The sequence below is a fragment of the Photobacterium profundum genome (genome assembly GCF_003026285.1).
Taxonomy (GTDB): domain Bacteria; phylum Pseudomonadota; class Gammaproteobacteria; order Enterobacterales; family Vibrionaceae; genus Photobacterium; species Photobacterium profundum.
Genome location: NZ_PYOD01000001.1, coordinates 569,915 through 587,530, shown reverse-complemented (window position 1 = coordinate 587,530; position 17,616 = coordinate 569,915). Strand labels below are relative to the sequence as shown.

Annotated in this window: 11 protein-coding genes; 8 read left to right on the top strand and 3 right to left on the bottom strand. The window is 41.4% G+C overall.

Annotated features, from left to right (window positions below; all coding sequences use genetic code 11):
- Nucleotides 1-223 precede the first annotated feature (223 nt).
- From C9J48_RS02575 to serS, 4 genes are all read left to right on the top strand, one after another.
- Nucleotides 224-3,634, top strand: coding sequence for a DNA translocase FtsK (locus C9J48_RS02575; protein WP_006231235.1), 3,411 nt, complete (start codon nt 224-226; stop codon nt 3,632-3,634).
- 80 nt (nt 3,635-3,714) lie between these two features.
- Complete coding sequence (gene lolA / locus C9J48_RS02570) at nt 3,715-4,314, top strand: outer membrane lipoprotein periplasmic chaperone LolA (protein ID WP_479724476.1); 600 nt, start codon at nt 3,715-3,717, stop codon at nt 4,312-4,314.
- 174 nt (nt 4,315-4,488) lie between these two features.
- Nucleotides 4,489-5,775: a replication-associated recombination protein A gene (locus tag C9J48_RS02565; protein WP_278044555.1), complete on the top strand. Its 1,287-nt coding sequence runs from the start codon at nt 4,489-4,491 to the stop codon at nt 5,773-5,775.
- A 125-nt stretch (nt 5,776-5,900) separates the two neighbouring features.
- Nucleotides 5,901-7,193 carry a serine--tRNA ligase gene (gene serS / locus C9J48_RS02560; protein ID WP_006231232.1) on the top strand — a complete coding sequence of 431 codons (1,293 nt, stop codon included), beginning with the start codon at nt 5,901-5,903 and terminating at the stop codon, nt 7,191-7,193.
- 93 nt (nt 7,194-7,286) lie between these two features.
- Here the strand turns inward: serS and C9J48_RS02555 are convergent, their stop codons facing one another.
- The 3 genes from C9J48_RS02555 to metG form a co-directional block, all read right to left on the bottom strand.
- Complete coding sequence (locus C9J48_RS02555) at nt 7,287-8,156, bottom strand: hypothetical protein (RefSeq protein ID WP_006231231.1); 870 nt, start codon at nt 8,154-8,156, stop codon at nt 7,287-7,289.
- 242 nt (nt 8,157-8,398) lie between these two features.
- Complete coding sequence (locus C9J48_RS02550) at nt 8,399-9,712, bottom strand: dicarboxylate/amino acid:cation symporter (protein WP_006231230.1); 1,314 nt, start codon at nt 9,710-9,712, stop codon at nt 8,399-8,401.
- 578 nt (nt 9,713-10,290) lie between these two features.
- Complete coding sequence (gene metG / locus C9J48_RS02545; protein ID WP_006231229.1) at nt 10,291-12,333, bottom strand: methionine--tRNA ligase; 2,043 nt, start codon at nt 12,331-12,333, stop codon at nt 10,291-10,293.
- Nucleotides 12,334-12,610: 277 nt separating this feature from the next.
- Between metG and apbC the strand changes: the two genes are divergently transcribed.
- From apbC to C9J48_RS02525, 4 genes are all read left to right on the top strand, one after another.
- Complete coding sequence (apbC, locus tag C9J48_RS02540) at nt 12,611-13,687, top strand: iron-sulfur cluster carrier protein ApbC (RefSeq protein ID WP_006231228.1); 1,077 nt, start codon at nt 12,611-12,613, stop codon at nt 13,685-13,687.
- 163 nt (nt 13,688-13,850) lie between these two features.
- Nucleotides 13,851-14,495 (top strand): uridine kinase, encoded by a 645-nt coding sequence (gene udk, locus C9J48_RS02535; protein WP_006231227.1) that lies wholly within the window; start codon nt 13,851-13,853, stop codon nt 14,493-14,495.
- 96 nt (nt 14,496-14,591) lie between these two features.
- Nucleotides 14,592-15,176, top strand: coding sequence for a dCTP deaminase (gene dcd / locus C9J48_RS02530; protein ID WP_006231226.1), 585 nt, complete (start codon nt 14,592-14,594; stop codon nt 15,174-15,176).
- A 280-nt stretch (nt 15,177-15,456) separates the two neighbouring features.
- On the top strand, nt 15,457-17,598 hold the full coding sequence (locus C9J48_RS02525; RefSeq protein WP_006231225.1) for an AsmA family protein: 2,142 nt from the start codon (nt 15,457-15,459) through the stop codon (nt 17,596-17,598).
- Nucleotides 17,599-17,616 lie beyond the last annotated feature (18 nt).

The window sequence follows — 17,616 nt, the reverse complement described above, 5'->3', positions numbered from 1 at the left end:
ATGATTATATGGGTTCACCCTTTGATTATGGTCAATAGCTTAGTGTGATTGCTGTCAGTATTGGTTAATTGGTAATAAAATTTTAATAAGTCATCAAAATATGACGATTTCCTTTACAATAAGCATATTAAGATTATTGAGCTATTCACAACTAAGAGTATGAATTCTGAATGAAAAGTCAGATTCTTGTTTTGGCAATTAAATAGTTACACCGGAGTTTTTTTTGAGGAAGGTTAAAAGCAAACAGCCCAAATTACGTCTTTCGGGTGGTCAACGCATTCTTGAAAGCTTTTTGATCATAGGCATTTTGGCTGCCATTTTTATCATGGTTGCCTTGGTCAGTTTTGACCCCGCCGATCCATCATGGTCCCAAACTGCTTGGGAAGGTCAGGTTCAAAATAAGGCCGGGGCACTGGGTGCATTTGTCGCCGACACATTCTTTTTCACCTTAGGCTCTTTAGCTTATCCTTTACCCGCTGCCATTGTTTTAGCTGCGTGGGTGTTATTCCGCCATCGTAGTGAGCCAGCTTCTATTGATTATATGATTTATGGAACACGCTTATTAGGCATGCTTCTGCTATTTCTTACTAGTTGTGGTCTAGCTGATTTAAATTTTGATGACATTTGGTATTTCTCGTCAGGTGGAGTGATTGGTGATGTTGTTTCTAACATGGCATTACCTCTGCTAAATGTGCTTGGTACGACGTTGGTCTTGATGTTTTTCTGGGCGGTTGGCTTTACATTGTTTACGGGTATTTCTTGGCTAACCATTGTTGATACCATCGGTGATAAAACCCTTAGGGGGATGTCACGGTTATTAAATGCTGTACGTTCAGACAAATCAGAAACATTGACGCCATTTGCAACCGATATTCCTGATGAACAGCAAACGGCATATGCTAAACAACTTCAGCCTGAACAGTCGGCTGAGGTTGATGCAGACGATGTGTTACTTGCTTCGTATGGTCGAAGAACTGCGTCAGAGATTGATTTTTCTAAGAGTGCTTCTCCAGAGCCGGTACTAGCAGATACGCCCTCTCAGGATTGGAATTCAGAGTCAACGCCACATATTGTAATGCCGAACCGTACGCAAACAGCTATACAACAACCTGTTTCTGATAATGCATTCCGCCAACCAGCAGTTGCGGCAACTGCCGTGGCAGGAAATGTTGTTGCTAGCAGTGCTGTTGAAAACCGTGCCGCAGCTCAAGACGTGGCGACGGCGCAAGGCGAACAATTAGCCGATCCTTTGATGGATGTGACGACTTCTGTTCATGTCCCTGAATCTAATCTGGCTATTAAGTCTGATGTGCAAGAAAGTACTCTTGTAAATAACGGCGCTGCACATAACGGTACTGTAAGTAGCACTAGTGTTGAAACGGCTAGCCTTGAAGGCAAGCAGCTTGATAGCATTCATCTTGAACAAACAGACCCAGTTGAAATTACATCAACGACTCAAGCAAAAGGGCTAACCATTGCAGAGTTAGAGCGAGAGCTAGAAAAAGATGAAGATTTCACCATGTACGTTGAAGAGCAACATGAAGGGCTTGTGGCTTCAGCCTCTCATTCTGTAGCGTCTACAACGACAAGTGTTTCGACACCTACTGCTGATATTACACTGTCACCTGAAGGTGTTGCAGAGGTTGTTATGCAGGTTGCTCAGAATATTGCGCCTGTTGTTACGCCAGTGGTTGCTGCAAGCGCTATAATGCCAGCGTCAGCGATATGTGATGAGTCACTAGTTGATATATCAGCCCCTCTCGAGCCAATACAAGCACCAGCGGAAAATATAGAACAAGTATCACAAAGGGTTCCTGAACATACATCGGTGCCTGTGCCGTCGGTACATATACCCCAATCAAGCGGCGCTCAAACGCGAGTTCACCCCACAGTTCAAACAGCAACACCAATGTCGCCAGCACCTGTAGAGCAGATTGAAGCTGAACCGAGCAATATTGAAATTGGTGTTCAAGATGGATTATCAGAGCTAGATCGTTCTCAGCAAGATAATGTTGAAGAATTAACGGATGAAGAAATCTTTTTGCAGAAAATTCGTCAGGCACAAAAAGAACAAGTGCATGCCGCGGGTTTAGACAATCCGTTTTTGATGAAGTCAGCGCCAGATCTTCCAGTGCCAACATCGCCAATGCCAACCATTGATTTGTTGGCCCCAGCGAGACAGAACGTAGAACCAGCATCAGAAGAAGAGTTAATGGAAACAGCTCGTTTGGTTGAATCTAAGTTGGAAGATTACAAAATCAAAGCACGAGTGGCGGGGGTTTATCCTGGCCCTGTTATTACGCGTTATGAGTTGGATCTTGCTCCTGGCGTAAAAGTAAGCCGTATTTCAGGCTTAGCCAAAGATTTAGCCCGTGCATTATCGGCAATTGCAGTACGTGTGGTGGAAGTGATTCCTGGTAAACCGTATGTAGGCTTGGAATTACCCAATCGAAATCGTGAAACAGTTTACATGTCTGAAGTGGTTGCTAGTGATCGCTTTCAGAATATGAACAGTGCATTGCCTGTTGTTTTAGGTAACGATATTGCTGGCGAAGCGGTTGTTGCAGATTTAAGTAAGATGCCACACTTATTAGTGGCTGGTACGACAGGTTCTGGTAAGTCTGTTGGTGTTAACGTAATGATTCTGAGCTTACTGTACAAATGTACGCCAGAAGATTGTCGTTTCATTATGATTGATCCGAAAATGTTGGAACTTTCAATTTATGAAGGCATTCCGCACTTATTAACCGAAGTTGTTACCGACATGAAAGATGCGGGTAATGCATTACGTTGGTGTGTAGGGGAAATGGAGCGTCGTTATAAGTTGATGGCAGCCGTTGGAGTACGGAATTTATCGGGTTATAACGCTAAATTAAAAGAAGCGGCTGATGCTGGTTTTCCAATCTATGATCCATTGTGGAAACCAGGCGACAGCATGGCAGAGCATGCGCCACTGCTAGAAAAGATGCCAAGTATTGTTGTTATCGTCGATGAGTTTGCTGATTTGATGATGGTTGTTGGTAAAAAAGTTGAAGAATTGATTGCCCGTTTGGCTCAAAAAGCCCGTGCCGCAGGTATTCACCTTATTTTGGCCACTCAGCGTCCTTCTGTTGATGTTATTACGGGTTTGATTAAAGCTAACATTCCTACACGTATGGCATTTACAGTATCAACCAAAACTGACTCCCGTACGATTCTGGATCAGGGTGGTGCTGAATCGCTATTGGGCATGGGTGATATGTTGTATTTGCCGTCAGGCCAAAGCCATACTATTCGTGTTCACGGTGCATTTGCATCAGATGATGATGTGCATAACGTTGTTAACGATTGGAAAGCGAGAGGGAAACCTCAGTACATCGAAAGTATTTTAAGTGCAGATCAAGGTTCTGAAGGCTTACTGCCAGGCGAAGCCGCATCTGGTGATGAAGATCTGGATCAGCTATTTGATGATGTAGCGGCATTTGTGACCGAAACTCGCCGTGGTTCGGTATCCGGTGTTCAACGTAAATTTAAAATTGGTTACAACCGCGCGGCTCGAATTGTCGAGCAGCTTCAAGCGCACGGTATTGTAAGTGCTCCTGGTCATAATGGTAACCGTGAGGTATTAGCACCGCCTCCGCCACCAAGAGATTAACTATTAATGATGCTGTTCTGAGGTAAACCCTCAACACAGCGAATATATGAGTAGGTTGTAAAATGATAAAAAAAGCAATGATAGGCCTGTTTTTGGCTGCACCATTGGTATTGTCTTCTGCTGCATGGGCAAACCCACAGCAAGAGTTAAGTTCTCGCTTGAGTTTAGTTAATGCATTCAGTGCTAATTTTGACCAGAAAGTTGTTAGCCCTGAAGGTGATGTGCTGGTAGAAGGAAAAGGGGATGTAACAATTAAACGTCCTAATTTATTCCGTTGGAACACAGTCACACCTGATGAAAACCTACTGGTTTCTGATGGTAAAACGTTGTGGTACTACAGCCCATTTATCGAACAAGTTACCGCGATGTGGTTGAAAGATGCCACGGAGCAAACACCGTTTGTACTTTTAACCCGTAATAGTGCAAGTGATTGGGCTAATTATAATGTGGCTCAAACGTCAGATACCTTTACGTTAACGCCGAAAGATACAACATCGACGATGGGTAAGTTTGTTGTTACCGTTGCAAAGTCGGGCGAAGTGCGTAATTTTTCTGTCGTAGAACAAGATGGTCAGCGTAGCAATTTCAAATTCCGTCAGTTCAGCAAGCAAGTGCCAAAAGCTAACTTGTTTACCTTTACGCCTCCGAAAGGTGTAGAGCTTGATGATCAACGCAATTGATAAAAACGCCGAAAAATAAGAACGCTGAACATTAGCATTTCTTCATCTTGGCATAGAAAACACTATTTAAACGAGGTGGCATTTAATGCCACCTTTTCTGTCTTTAAGGGAGTGGTTATTTTGAGTAACTTCAGTCTTGATTTTTCATCTGATTTCCGCCCATTAGCGGCAAGAATGCGACCTCGTACTGTTGAAGAGTATATTGGTCAGCAACATATCCTTGGTGAAGGTAAACCATTACGACGCGCCTTAGAGGCGGGTCACCTGCATTCGATGATTCTTTGGGGGCCGCCAGGTACAGGTAAAACAACATTAGCTGAAGTGGCGGCAAATTATGCGAATGCAGAAGTTGAGCGTGTATCGGCTGTCACTTCTGGCGTTAAAGATATCCGTATTGCTATCGATAAAGCCCGTGAAAATAAGATGGCAGGGCGACGCACTATATTATTTGTCGATGAAGTGCATCGTTTTAATAAAAGTCAGCAAGATGCTTTTCTGCCACATATTGAAGATGGCACTGTTACTTTTATTGGTGCCACGACAGAGAATCCATCATTTGAGCTTAATAACGCATTGTTGTCGCGTGCCCGTGTTTATAAGTTGAAATCATTAGAAACGGTTGAAGTGCTGGCGGTTGTCGATCAAGCACTCAAGGATAGCTCTCGTGGTATATCTGATACAAATCTTGAGTTTGTTGATGATGTAAAAGAGCGCCTTTCCGAGCTGGTATGTGGTGATGCCCGTATGTCACTCAATTATCTTGAACAGTTAATTGATATGGCAGAAGAAAACAAAGCGGGTATTAAACAGATTACACTCGAACTGCTTGCAGAAGTGGCTGGTGAGAAAATAGGGCGCTTTGATAATAAAGGTGACCTTTGGTACGACATGATTTCAGCTGTGCATAAATCAATTAGAGGTTCTAATCCAGACGGTGCTTTATACTGGTTTGCTCGTATGCTGCAAGCAGGCTGTGATCCGCTCTATATTGTGCGACGATTATTAGCTATTGCCTCTGAAGATATTGGTAATGCAGACCCTCGTGCAATGCAGGTTGCGGTATCAGCATGGGATTGTTTTACCCGCATCGGAGCATACGAAGGTGAGCGTGCCATTGCTCAGGCGATTGTATATCTTGCCTGTGCTCCTAAAAGTAATGCGGTTTATGTGGCGTTTGCAAAAGCAAAGCAAGATGCAGCGCATCATCCTGATTATGAAGTACCGCCTCATTTGCGTAATGCCCCAACCAAGTTAATGAAAGAATTGGGTTATGGTGCTGAATATCGTTATGCACATGATGAGCCTGGTGCGTATGCTGCGGGTGAGAACTATTTCCCACCAGAATTGAAAGATACACGTTACTATGAACCAACAAATCGTGGCTTAGAAACCAAAATTGCCGAAAAGTTGAATTATCTTGCTTCATTAGATGCTAAAAGCACATTAAAGCGCTACCAATAATAAGGCTTTTTGGGTATCGTAAAGCAATTGGCGTCAGAGTTCCTGACGTACCGAAATTTAAGATTATTTTGGCAATAATTGCCTAAATAACGAGCACTTCAGAATATTAAGAGCACAGGATTAGCATGCTAGATTCTAAATTACTTCGAACTGAGCTGGATGAAACAGCTGAAAAACTCGCGCGTCGTGGTTTTACCCTTGACGTTGAAAATTTACGTCTTCTTGAAGAAAAGCGTAAGTCCCTTCAGATGATGACTGAAGATCTTCAAGCACAGCGTAACGCGCGATCGAAGTCGATTGGTCAAGCGAAAGCACAAGGCAATCACGAAGAAGCTGAAAAAATTCTAGCTGAAGTAGCAAATCTTGGTAGTGATCTAGACGATGCGAAAAAAGCATTGGCAGAACTTCTTGATGAGCTTCAAAGCATCACTATGATGGTACCAAACCTTCCGGATGATTCTGTACCTGCTGGTAAAGATGAAGACGAGAATGTTGAAATTTCACGTTGGGGTGAGCCAAAAGCTTACGACTTTGAAGTGAAAGATCACGTTGATCTAGGTGAAATGGCTGGTGGTCTTGATTTCGCTAGTGCCGTGAAGATTTCAGGTTCACGTTTTATCGTGATGAAAGGTCAATTCGCGCGTCTACACCGTGCCATTGCGCAGTTTATGCTAGATCTTCATACAGAAGAACATGGCTACACTGAAATGTATGTACCTTACCTAGTTAACGCAGACAGCCTATTTGGTACTGGTCAGCTTCCTAAGTTTGGTGAAGATTTGTTCCATACTAAACCTGCGACAGAAGAAGGCGTTGGTATGTCACTTATTCCAACAGCAGAAGTACCTGTTACGAATATGGTTCGCGACACGATTACAGATGAAGCAGATCTTCCATTGAAGATGACGGCTCACACACCGTGTTTCCGTTCTGAAGCTGGTTCATACGGTCGTGATACTCGCGGTCTTATTCGTATGCACCAATTCGACAAAGTTGAATTAGTTCAGATCACTAAGCCTGAAGATTCAATGGCAGCACTAGAAGAGCTAACAGGTCATGCTGAGAAAGTACTTCAGCTGCTAGAACTACCTTACCGTAAAGTGATTCTTTGTACGGGTGATATGGGCTTTGGTGCTGCGAAAACATACGACTTAGAAGTATGGGTTCCAGCACAAGAAACCTACCGTGAAATCTCTTCATGTTCAAACATGCAAGACTTCCAAGCACGCCGTATGCAAGCACGCTTCCGTCGTAAAGGTGAGAAGAAGCCAGAGCTTGTTCACACTCTTAATGGTTCAGGTCTTGCTGTTGGTCGTACAATGGTTGCTATCATGGAAAATGGTCAGCAAGCAGATGGTCGTATTGAAGTCCCTGTCGTACTTCGTAAGTACATGCAAGGTGCTACGCACATCGGTTAATCTCTTTAGAGGTTAGCGATAAAGAAGAAACCCAGCTAAGGCTGGGTTTTTTTATATGTGCAATATCATAAGAATGAGATACGAATATTGCTATTAGTGCGAAATAGAATACAAGTTGGGTGTTTTCTGAAAAGCCACTACATTGCTGCTAGTGTGCTGAAGTTCAGGAAAACGAACAGAAATATCAGTCGCGATATCAGTCAAGATTATGTCGAATAAATTGAAAATCGTATCAGAGATTTTAAGTGATAATTGGTATAGTTCACCTTTAACGTCTTCCAAATTTCTTGCTTGTAAATTGATGCTCTCAAACTCCAACATTAGATCATCAATCATGAAAGTGAGCGGCGGCTTATTTGTTAGTAAGGCTATCTGTCCTAATCGACGCTGAATAACACCTATGTGTACCTTTAACTCACGCTTACTTGAGTTTTTTCCTAAGGTGTAACTATCAATGGCGTAGCGAAACCGACTTAAACTATCAATCGAATTTAAAGTAATAGGCCAAGCGGTTTGATAGGTTTTAAATAGCGCTTCTTTATCTGCCGCGAGCAAGCTTTGGGTGATCATATCATCAATTAAGTACAAAACATGTCGAATCGCTTTTCCATGAGCGGCTTGATTACGGCGAACAGAATAGCTTAACCATTCATCCAGTAATTTATTGATTTGCTTTGCAAGAATACGATACATGGGTTTATGCACTTTATCGGCTCGAGAAGACAAGATCTTCATCAATGATTTTATCGCAATGACTTCATTTAATTGTGCTGTTTCAAGTGGATGAGACTGAGATAAAAAGTGATGTGTTTCACGGCGATGAAATCGTAGTAAAAAAATAAGCTGTCGAAGACCGATGACTTGATCAAACCGAGTTTGTAAAAAACGCTTATTTTCTCTTGCCTGCCAAAGGAAGAAGCAACTAGCACCAAAGATTATTACGAGTAGCAATAGTATCAACATAACTCCTCCAAATATTGGTATAAAATTCCATACACAATATTGTTCAGCAATATCTATGCCGATTAATATTTTTACTTAATAGCCAATTAAACAATGGCTTATATTTAAAAGAGAGGGGAGGAGTATAAACAAGTGCGCTGTTTTAGTGAGTGTTGCACTATATTGATACAGAAAAAAAGGCTTCGCTATAGAGAATAGCGAAGCCTTAGAACTAGTTGATTACAGCGGTATTAAACGTGTAATTAGCTATTTTGTTTTAGTGTATGGAAGTGAACTTCTTCGTCTTTTACACCCGCTTTCGGGTCATTGAAAGTATCAATACTCATTTCATTTTCAGACTTAGCGACGATACAGGTAACAACACTGTCACCAGTGATGTTTACCGCAGTACGTATCATATCAAGTAAACGGTCTACACCCATGATAAGTGCGATACCTTCAACGGGTAGCCCAACTTGGTTAAGTACCATTGCAAGCATGATTAGACCAACACCAGGAACACCGGCGGTACCGATAGAAGCCAATGTTGCTGTCATAATTACGGCGAGATAGTCACTCATCGTGAGGTCAATGTTGAATGCCTGCGCGATAAATACAGTCGCGACACCCTGCATGATCGCTGTACCATCCATATTGATGGTTGCACCTAGAGGAACAGTGAACGATGCAATCTTGTTATTGACACCAAGACGCTTAGTTGCTGTTTCCATCGTTACAGGAATAGTTGCATTTGAAGATGCGGTAGAGAATGCGAACATTACTGCATCTTCCATTTTCTTCAAGAAAACAATCGGGCTTAAACCAGAAAATGCTTTTAGCATTACACTGTAAGTCACTAAACCATGTAGTAATAAGGTTGCACTGAGTACTAAGAAGTAACCTAGAAGATTGTAGATTGCATCTAAGCCTAGACCTGTAAATAGTTTAGCCATTAAGAAGAACACACCATACGGTGCAATGTTCATCAAAAGTGCAACTAGTTTCATTATTACTGCGTTTAAGTCAACGAATAGAGCGGCAATACGTTCACCAGCTTTACCAGCAGCGCTAATAGCAACACCAAACAAAATTGCAAAGACGATAATTTGCAGTGTATTTCCCTGTGCCATTGAGCTGATTGGGTTTGTTGGGAACATACCAACAATAACATCGCCTAATGATGGCGCTTCTTTGGATGCAAAAGTTGTTGCAGCAGAAAGGTCAGCACCGGCACCTGGTTGGAAGATTGTACCCATTGTTAGTGCAAGAGTAATCGCTAGTGCCGTAGTAACGAGATAAAATAATACGGTTTTACCACCAAGACGACCTAGAGTACTGATATCTTTTAGCGAGCTAGTGCCACACACTAAAGATACGAATACTAATGGAACCACAAGCATTTTTAAGCTCGCGATAAATATTTTTCCACCTACGTCAAATAAACCGTTCACGATATATTCGTGAACGAAAGCCGTATCGGCAAACAGAGAGCGAATGATAAATCCTGTTAATATGCCTAAAAGCATACCGAGGATAACTCGGCCAGTTAGAGACATCTTTTTCTTATCTGTATTCATGAATAGAACACTCCTTATAATTATTCACTCTGTAAATCACTCATCAGAGTGCGGAGCAGATTAGCAGTAGTTTGGGTGTTAAAGCGAAGTAAAATGTTATCTAAAGTGCAAAGGTCTGTTTTAGATCACATTTTTTATGCCATCTTAAGCTTGGGAAATAGAATATTTAACTATGCGTTAACACTGTGGTTAAATCATAGTCGATTTCGTTAAGGTCACGGCACTATTAGCGTCGATTCGGTAGGGTAATATCTAATTGAGTGTGTTTTTTTGCATGTAACTCGAAAGTGCTGTTAACAAATGCAAATGCTTTTTTTTGGTCGCTTTGGAGCTAAATGTTTACATTTAACAGCATATTGGTTAAATGGACTGGATTTAATCTATATTCTGAGTTTTAAATATTGAATTTAAGTTCAATTAAAAAATGATAGGCTGGTTGAATGATTTATGCATAAATGCTGTTTTATACCAGTATTGACCACAATTATACGAGCAAGGATGAGTCAGAGGCTTGATTAGTTTGGTATCGCTTATAAAAAAAGGAGCCAATAGGCTCCTTAGTATTAAGGCGTATAGCGTTACATAACACGCATACCAGGCTGAGCACCTTCGTGTGGTTCTAAGATCCAAAGATCTTTACCACCAGGTCCTGCTGCTAGGATCATACCTTCAGACATACCAAATTTCATCTTACGAGGTTTAAGGTTTGCAACCATTACAGTGTGCTTACCGACAAGCTCTTCTGGTGTGTATGCTGATTTGATACCCGAGAATACTTGACGCATTTCACCACCGATGTCCAATTGGAACTTCAGTAGTTTATTTGCTTTTGGCACAGCTTCACACGATACAATTTTCGCGATTCGCATATCAATTTTAGCAAAGTCATCGAATTCAATTTCAGCTTCAATTGGCTCATCAATAAGAGGGCCAGTTGGTTTTGCTGATTCGATCAGTGCTTGTGCTGCTGCTGCATCTTCTTTAGAAGCTTCAACCATTGCTTCAACATGCTTAGGATCAATACGATTGAATAGTGCTTTAAACTTTGTCACTTCATGGTTAGTTAATGGCTGTGCCACACCTTCCCATGTAAGTGTTTCGTTTAAGAATGCTTCAGTACGTTCAGCCAGTAATGGCATTACTGGCTTCAAGTAAGTGATCAGAACACGGAATAAATTGATACCCACAGAACAGATATCTTGTAGTTCTTGGTCTTGACCTTCTTGCTTAGCAACAACCCAAGGGGCTTTTTCATCAATGTACTGATTTGCTTTATCTGCAAGAGCTGTAATTTCACGGATAGCACGGCTAAATTCGCGAGTTTCGTAAAGTTCAGCAATACGGTCTGCAGCGTTGGCAAATTCAGCATATAGCGCTGGTTCTGCAAATGTTTCAGATAACTTACCTTCAAAACGCTTAGCAATGAAACCTGCGTTACGTGAAGCAAGGTTAACAATCTTGTTTACAACATCGCTGTTTACACGTTGTGTAAAGTCTTCAAGATTAAGATCTAAGTCATCAATACGGCTATTTAGCTTTGCAGCGTAGTAGTAACGTAGACATTCAGGATCTAGGTGCTCAAGGTAAGTACCTGCTTTAATAAAGGTACCTTTCGACTTCGACATTTTCGCGCCGTTTACTGTTACGTAACCATGCACAAATACATTGTTTGGTTTACGGAAACCTGCACCGTCTAGCATTGCTGGCCAGAATAAGCTGTGGAAGTACACAATATCTTTACCAATAAAGTGATAAAGCTCTGTTGTGCTGTCTTTCTTCCAGAATTCGTCAAAATCAAGATCGTCGCGCTTATCACATAAGTTCTTGAATGAACCCATGTAGCCGATTGGTGCATCTAGCCATACGTAGAAGTATTTGCCAGTTTCACCTGGGATTTCAAAACCGAAGTAAGGTGCATCACGTGAGATATCCCACTGATGAAGACCAGACTCAAACCACTCTTGCATTTTATTTGAGGTTTCAGTTTGTAGTGCACCAGATTTTGTCCACGCTTTAAGCATGTCTTCAAACTGTGGTAAGTCAAAGAAGAAGTGCTCAGAATCTTTCATGATTGGCGTTGCGCCAGAGACTGCTGATTTCGGATTGATAAGATCTGTTGGGCTGTATGTTTCGCCACAATTATCGCAGTTATCACCATACTGGTCTTCCGCTTTACATTTAGGGCATGTGCCTTTAACAAAACGGTCAGGTAAGAACATTTCCTTCTCAGGATCAAATAGCTGAGAAATAGTACGGTTAGTAATATACCCTTTGTCTTTTAGCTGAGTATAAACAAATGATGCTAGCTCACGGTTTTCGTCACTGTGAGTGCTGTGATAGTTATCAAAGCTAATATCGAAGCCAGCAAAGTCAGCTTGGTGCTCTTTGCTTACTTCTGCAATCATTTGCTCAGGTTCCATACCCATCTGCTGGGCCTTAAGCATGATTGGAGTACCGTGTGCGTCGTCTGCACAGATAAAGTGTACTTCGTTACCACGAAGGCGCTGATAGCGCACCCAAATATCCGCTTGTACATGCTCAAGCATGTGGCCAAGGTGGATAGAACCGTTAGCGTACGGTAGGGCGCAGGTCACCAGAATTTTTCTTGGGTTCGCAGCCATAATTACTTATTTCGCTCATGATGGGTAAAAATAGAATAAGCATCAAATATTACCTGATCAGCAGCATATTGCCTAGCGTCACTGGGTGATTTATCCAAGTTAAACGCTGTCTAAACAGCAGCAGTCTAGGTACATTGGTGGTAGGATTAAGAAAAAGAAGATGAATCCATCCTTTTCCCTAACTACCTCAATACTTTGCTTATACCTAGGTTGTTAGTGGGTGCGATAATAAGTCTAATATGAACGTGGAGCCTTAAACCTTATGGGGAATGATTCGATGATTCGCTTTGAAAATGTTGCAGATATCTGTCTTTGGTTAAATCACTTTGAACACCCTTTACTCATTTCAGAATGGGCAGAGACTGAAAATATTGTGTCGGTATCTGCTCAAGGTACAGTGACCATAACCCTTCCTTTTGCTGCTACCGCCATTACTGAATTACTTGAACATTGGATTCTTACTCAACAAGAGTTGCATCATGTAGCTGCCAGTATGGTGTTTGTTGTTAAGTGTCGTGTTGCACCATTGGCATGTGGTAAAAAGCAACCGCTAAAGGGCGTTAAAAATATTATAGTTGTAAGCTCGGCAAAAGGCGGAGTGGGAAAATCGACAACCGCTGTTAACTTAGCGTTAGGCTTGCAGAAGCAAGGCGCAAAAGTTGGCTTATTAGACGCCGATATTTATGGTCCTTCTGTACCTTTGATGCTGGGTACGGTAGATGAGAAGCCACAATCAACAGATGGCAAAATGATGTTACCTGTTGAATCATGCGGTTTGTATACGAATTCAGTTGGCTATTTAGTACCCGCAGAGAGCGCTACAATTTGGCGTGGACCGATGGCATCAAAAGCCTTGCAACAAATCATCACTGAAACATGGTGGCCAGATCTCGATTATCTTGTTATTGATATGCCACCGGGTACGGGTGATATCCAATTGACACTTGCTCAACAAATTCCTGTAACAGGTGCGATTGTTATTACGACACCACAAGACTTAGCATTAGCTGATGCCATTAAAGGTATAAGCATGTTTGATAAAGTGGATGTGCCTATCGTGGGTTTGGTTGAAAACATGAGTTATCACATTTGTAGCAATTGTGGCCATCATGAAACTATTTTTGGTACTGGCGGTGCAGAGCGCATGGCTAAAGAATATTCCGTACCTTTATTAGCGCAACTACCACTGCATATTACGATTCGTGAAGATATCGACCGTGGTAAGCCAACCGTCGCAGCATCGCCTGATTCAGAGCAAGCCGCTGCATACATTGATCTTGCTGGACAAGTTGCGAGTCGATTATTCTGGCAAGGTGACGTGATTACAGAGCAGATTACAATTCGTACAATGTAAGAGTATACGAATGAGTAAAGGCACTAAATATGAGAAAAATGTGACAGGTTTCTAACAAAGCGTGCTGGAAGTCACATTTTTACTGGCTTCTGGCGCTGCAAGTGCCTATAATAATGCGGTTAATTTTCCGCCTCGTCTCGTTGTCTTACAGGTGCTTTCTGATATGTCTGAAAACTCACACCAATGCGTCATTATTGGTATCGCAGGTGCTTCTGCGTCCGGTAAAAGCTTGATTGCCAGTACTGTTTATAAAGAATTAAAAGAAAAAGTAGGCGATCACCAGATCGGTGTTATCACGGAAGATTGTTACTACAGTGATCAAAGTCACCTGACCATGGATGAGCGGGTTAAAACGAATTATGATCATCCAAATGCACTTGACCACAATTTACTTTGTGACCATCTGCAACGGTTGATCGAAGGCAAAGCTGTTGAAGTGCCTCAATATAGCTACAGCGAACACACTCGTTTAAAAGAAACCACACCAATGACACCTAAAAAAGTGATCATTCTTGAAGGTATTCTTTTATTAACGGACCCACGTTTACGTGAAATTATGCACGCAAGTGTGTTCATGGATACCCCATTAGATATTTGTTTACTTCGCCGTTTGCAGCGTGATGTTGCTGAACGTGGTCGTACAATGGAATCTGTGCTTGTGCAGTATCAAAAGACGGTACGCCCTATGTTCATGCAGTTTATTGAACCGTCTAAACAATATGCCGATATCATCGTACCGCGTGGGGGTAAAAACCGAATCGCGATTGATGTATTGAAGGCGCATATTGCCAAGTTGCTAAAATCATAATGTGATTACTAAGGCTGACATTGTCAGCCTTTTTTATATCTGCTTATTGTCGTCAAAGTACAAGCGGATTGGCTGTTTTCAGGAGATAACATAGATATGAGACTTTGTGATAGGGATATCAAGACATATCTTGATGACGGTAAAATTCTTATAGAGCCTAGACCGTCAAACGACTGCATTAGTGGCTTAACGGTTGATGTGTCTTTAGGTAATAAGTTTCGTGTTTTTACTGATCACTGTGCCCCCTTTATCGACCTTTCAGGAAAGAAAGAAGATGTCGCATCACAGCTTGAAAAAGTCATGAGTGATGAAATTAACATTGAAGAGGGTGACGCTTTTTATCTGCATCCTGGTCAGCTTGCTCTGGCTGTTACACACGAATCCGTAACCTTGCCTAGTAATATTGTCGGCTGGTTAGATGGTCGTTCTTCATTAGCACGCTTAGGATTAATGGTGCATGTAACAGCACACCGCATTGATCCAGGCTGGTCTGGTCGTATAGTACTTGAATTTTTTAACAGTGGTCGTTTACCACTGGCGCTTCGCCCTAATATGCCAATTGGCGCATTAAGTTTCGAGATATTATCTGATTTTGCTGAAAAACCTTATAATAAGCGTGAAAATGCAAAGTATAAAAATCAGCAAGGTGCGGTTGCTAGTCGAATAAATGAAGATAAATAATGCTTAATCTAATTTAATTATTGTGATTTGGTTATTCTTTATGAAGGCAGTCTTAACGACTGCCTTTTTTTCTGCTTTAATCTAGGTAATAGAATATCTTTGTTATTGATATATAACTAAGTAACTTGGGTGTAGTACTATTTAGTTTTCACATAATTTTATTATGGTTATTGTTTTTTTCGTCAAGAAACTAATTGTAGCCATCGCTGTCATAAATGGACTCTGACTAAAAACTTTAACGTAATAAAAGTCAGGAATAACGGATAATTCAGAGGATACAATGAAAAAGCTTCTTTACGTATTATTAGCCATTGTACTAGTTATAGTCGTTGGTATCGGTGCCTTGCTTGCATTGGTCGATCCCAATCAATTTAAACCTTTATTAAGTGAACAAGTTAAAAAAGCCACTGGGCGAGACTTAGTCATTAATGGCGATATTAGCTGGCGTTTTTTCCCTAGTATTGGTTTTAGCTTAGGTGAGACGGAGTTTAAGAACCCTCAAGGTTTTGCTGAAGCTGATCTAGTGAAACTGGGTAGTGCAGAACTTTCTGTGTCGGTGATGCCTCTTTTCTCTCAGCATCTTGAGATTGGTAGTATCAGTTTAAATGATGCGCGTGTATTTATTCAAACACGTAAAGATGGTGTCAGTAACCTCGATGGTCTAGGTGAACAAGCTGCTGTTGAAGGCACTGTTACTGAAAATACGAATAGCGAACCTGTAACTCAGTTGCCAGTAGAAAGTGAAGCGACGCAACCGTGGACAATCAGCTTAGCTGGCGTTGAAGTTATGAATGCGAGTGCAGAATTACGTGATGATAAAGCCGGTACAGCCACAACAATTGATAGTTTGAACTTCAAACTTGATACATTTTCACCAGGTGAATGGACTCAGGCCAACTTTGATATAACAGGCAAGAATGCTGAGCTTAGCTTTACCGCTAAGGGTGATAGCCAGTTGTTGATTGCGACTGATTATAAAGGCGGTGAACTTAAAGCATTAAATCTAACTGCGTCTGCAAAAGACAGTATTAATAATATTGAATCATTAACACTTGGTGTCGATCATTTAAAAGTCGGCGACTGGGCTAACATTACGTTTACTGCGAAAGGTCAAATACCTGAACTTGCATTTGATGCAAGTGGTGCAACACGCTTTAAAATAAGCACTGATTACAATATGGCTGAACTTGATAAGCTGACATTATCTTCTGATCTTAAAGGCAGCACGTTACCGCGTCCAGAGATGAAAGTCGGGCTAAACGCTGATGCGACTTATGATGTTGCAAAAGGCTTAGCGACGTTAAGTCGGTTTGAAACATCGATCGATGAGCTGCTTTTAGACGGTAAAGGCTCGTTTAAGAGTGCAACTATCCCTGTTATTCGTTTTGATGTTAATAGTGATAATATTGATCTGGATGCATTCTTAGGCACTGCATCATCAGCAAGCAATAAAGATACTACAAAAGAAGAAACTGGTTCTGTGCCTTCTGCTGGTGGTGAAACATCAACAGTCAGCAAAAGTGAAGAGCCAGATTTATCGGCTTTAAAAACATTGGATATCGCTGGTACCGTTACTCTTAAAAAATTGAAAGTTGCGAATGCGAGAGTATCTGATGTGCTAGTTGATATGAAAGTACAAAAAGGTGTACTAAACCTTCAGCGCTTCAATGCTAAGTTATACGGCGGTACTGTTAGTGCTAATGCTACCGTCGATGCAAATGGTAAGTTGCCAAAATATCAGGTAACAAAGCATATTAAAGGTGTTGATGTACATGCTTTACTTAAAGACGTTGCACAAAATGAAACACTGGCTGGTACGGGTAATATCGATGTAAAACTGTCGGGTACTGGGCTGGCTGAAAAGCGCATTCGTGAAAATGTTGCTGGTAGCATTGCGATAAACTTTGCTGATGGTGCAATCTACGGCGTGAATATTCCTGAGATGATTCGTGAAGCAAAAGCGACATTGAAAGGTAAAAAAGCAGAATATGTGAAAGAAGAAAAGAAGACGGATTTCTCAGCTTTAAAAGCTACCTTCAAAATTGGTAAAAGTGTTGCTTCCTCAACCAATATTCACCTTGCATCACCGTTATTACGTATTGATGGCAAGGGTAACACTAACCTAGTAAGCGAGCGTCTTGATTTCATCATTAGTACATCAGTGGTTGCGAGCAGTAAAGGTCAGGGTGGTAAAGATATTGATGATATTGCTGATTTGACTGTGCCCGTAAACGTAAAAGGTGATTGGACTAAACCCACGTTTGCACTGGATTTGAAAGAGTTGTTTAAACAAAACAATGAACTTGAAGAAAAAGCAAAGAAAGAAATTGATCGCGGTTTAGAAAAGTTACTGGGTGATAAAAGCAAAGATGACAATATCAAAAATGCTGCGGATAAGTTATTAAAAGGCTTATTTAACTAAGCCATGACGTACTTTGAG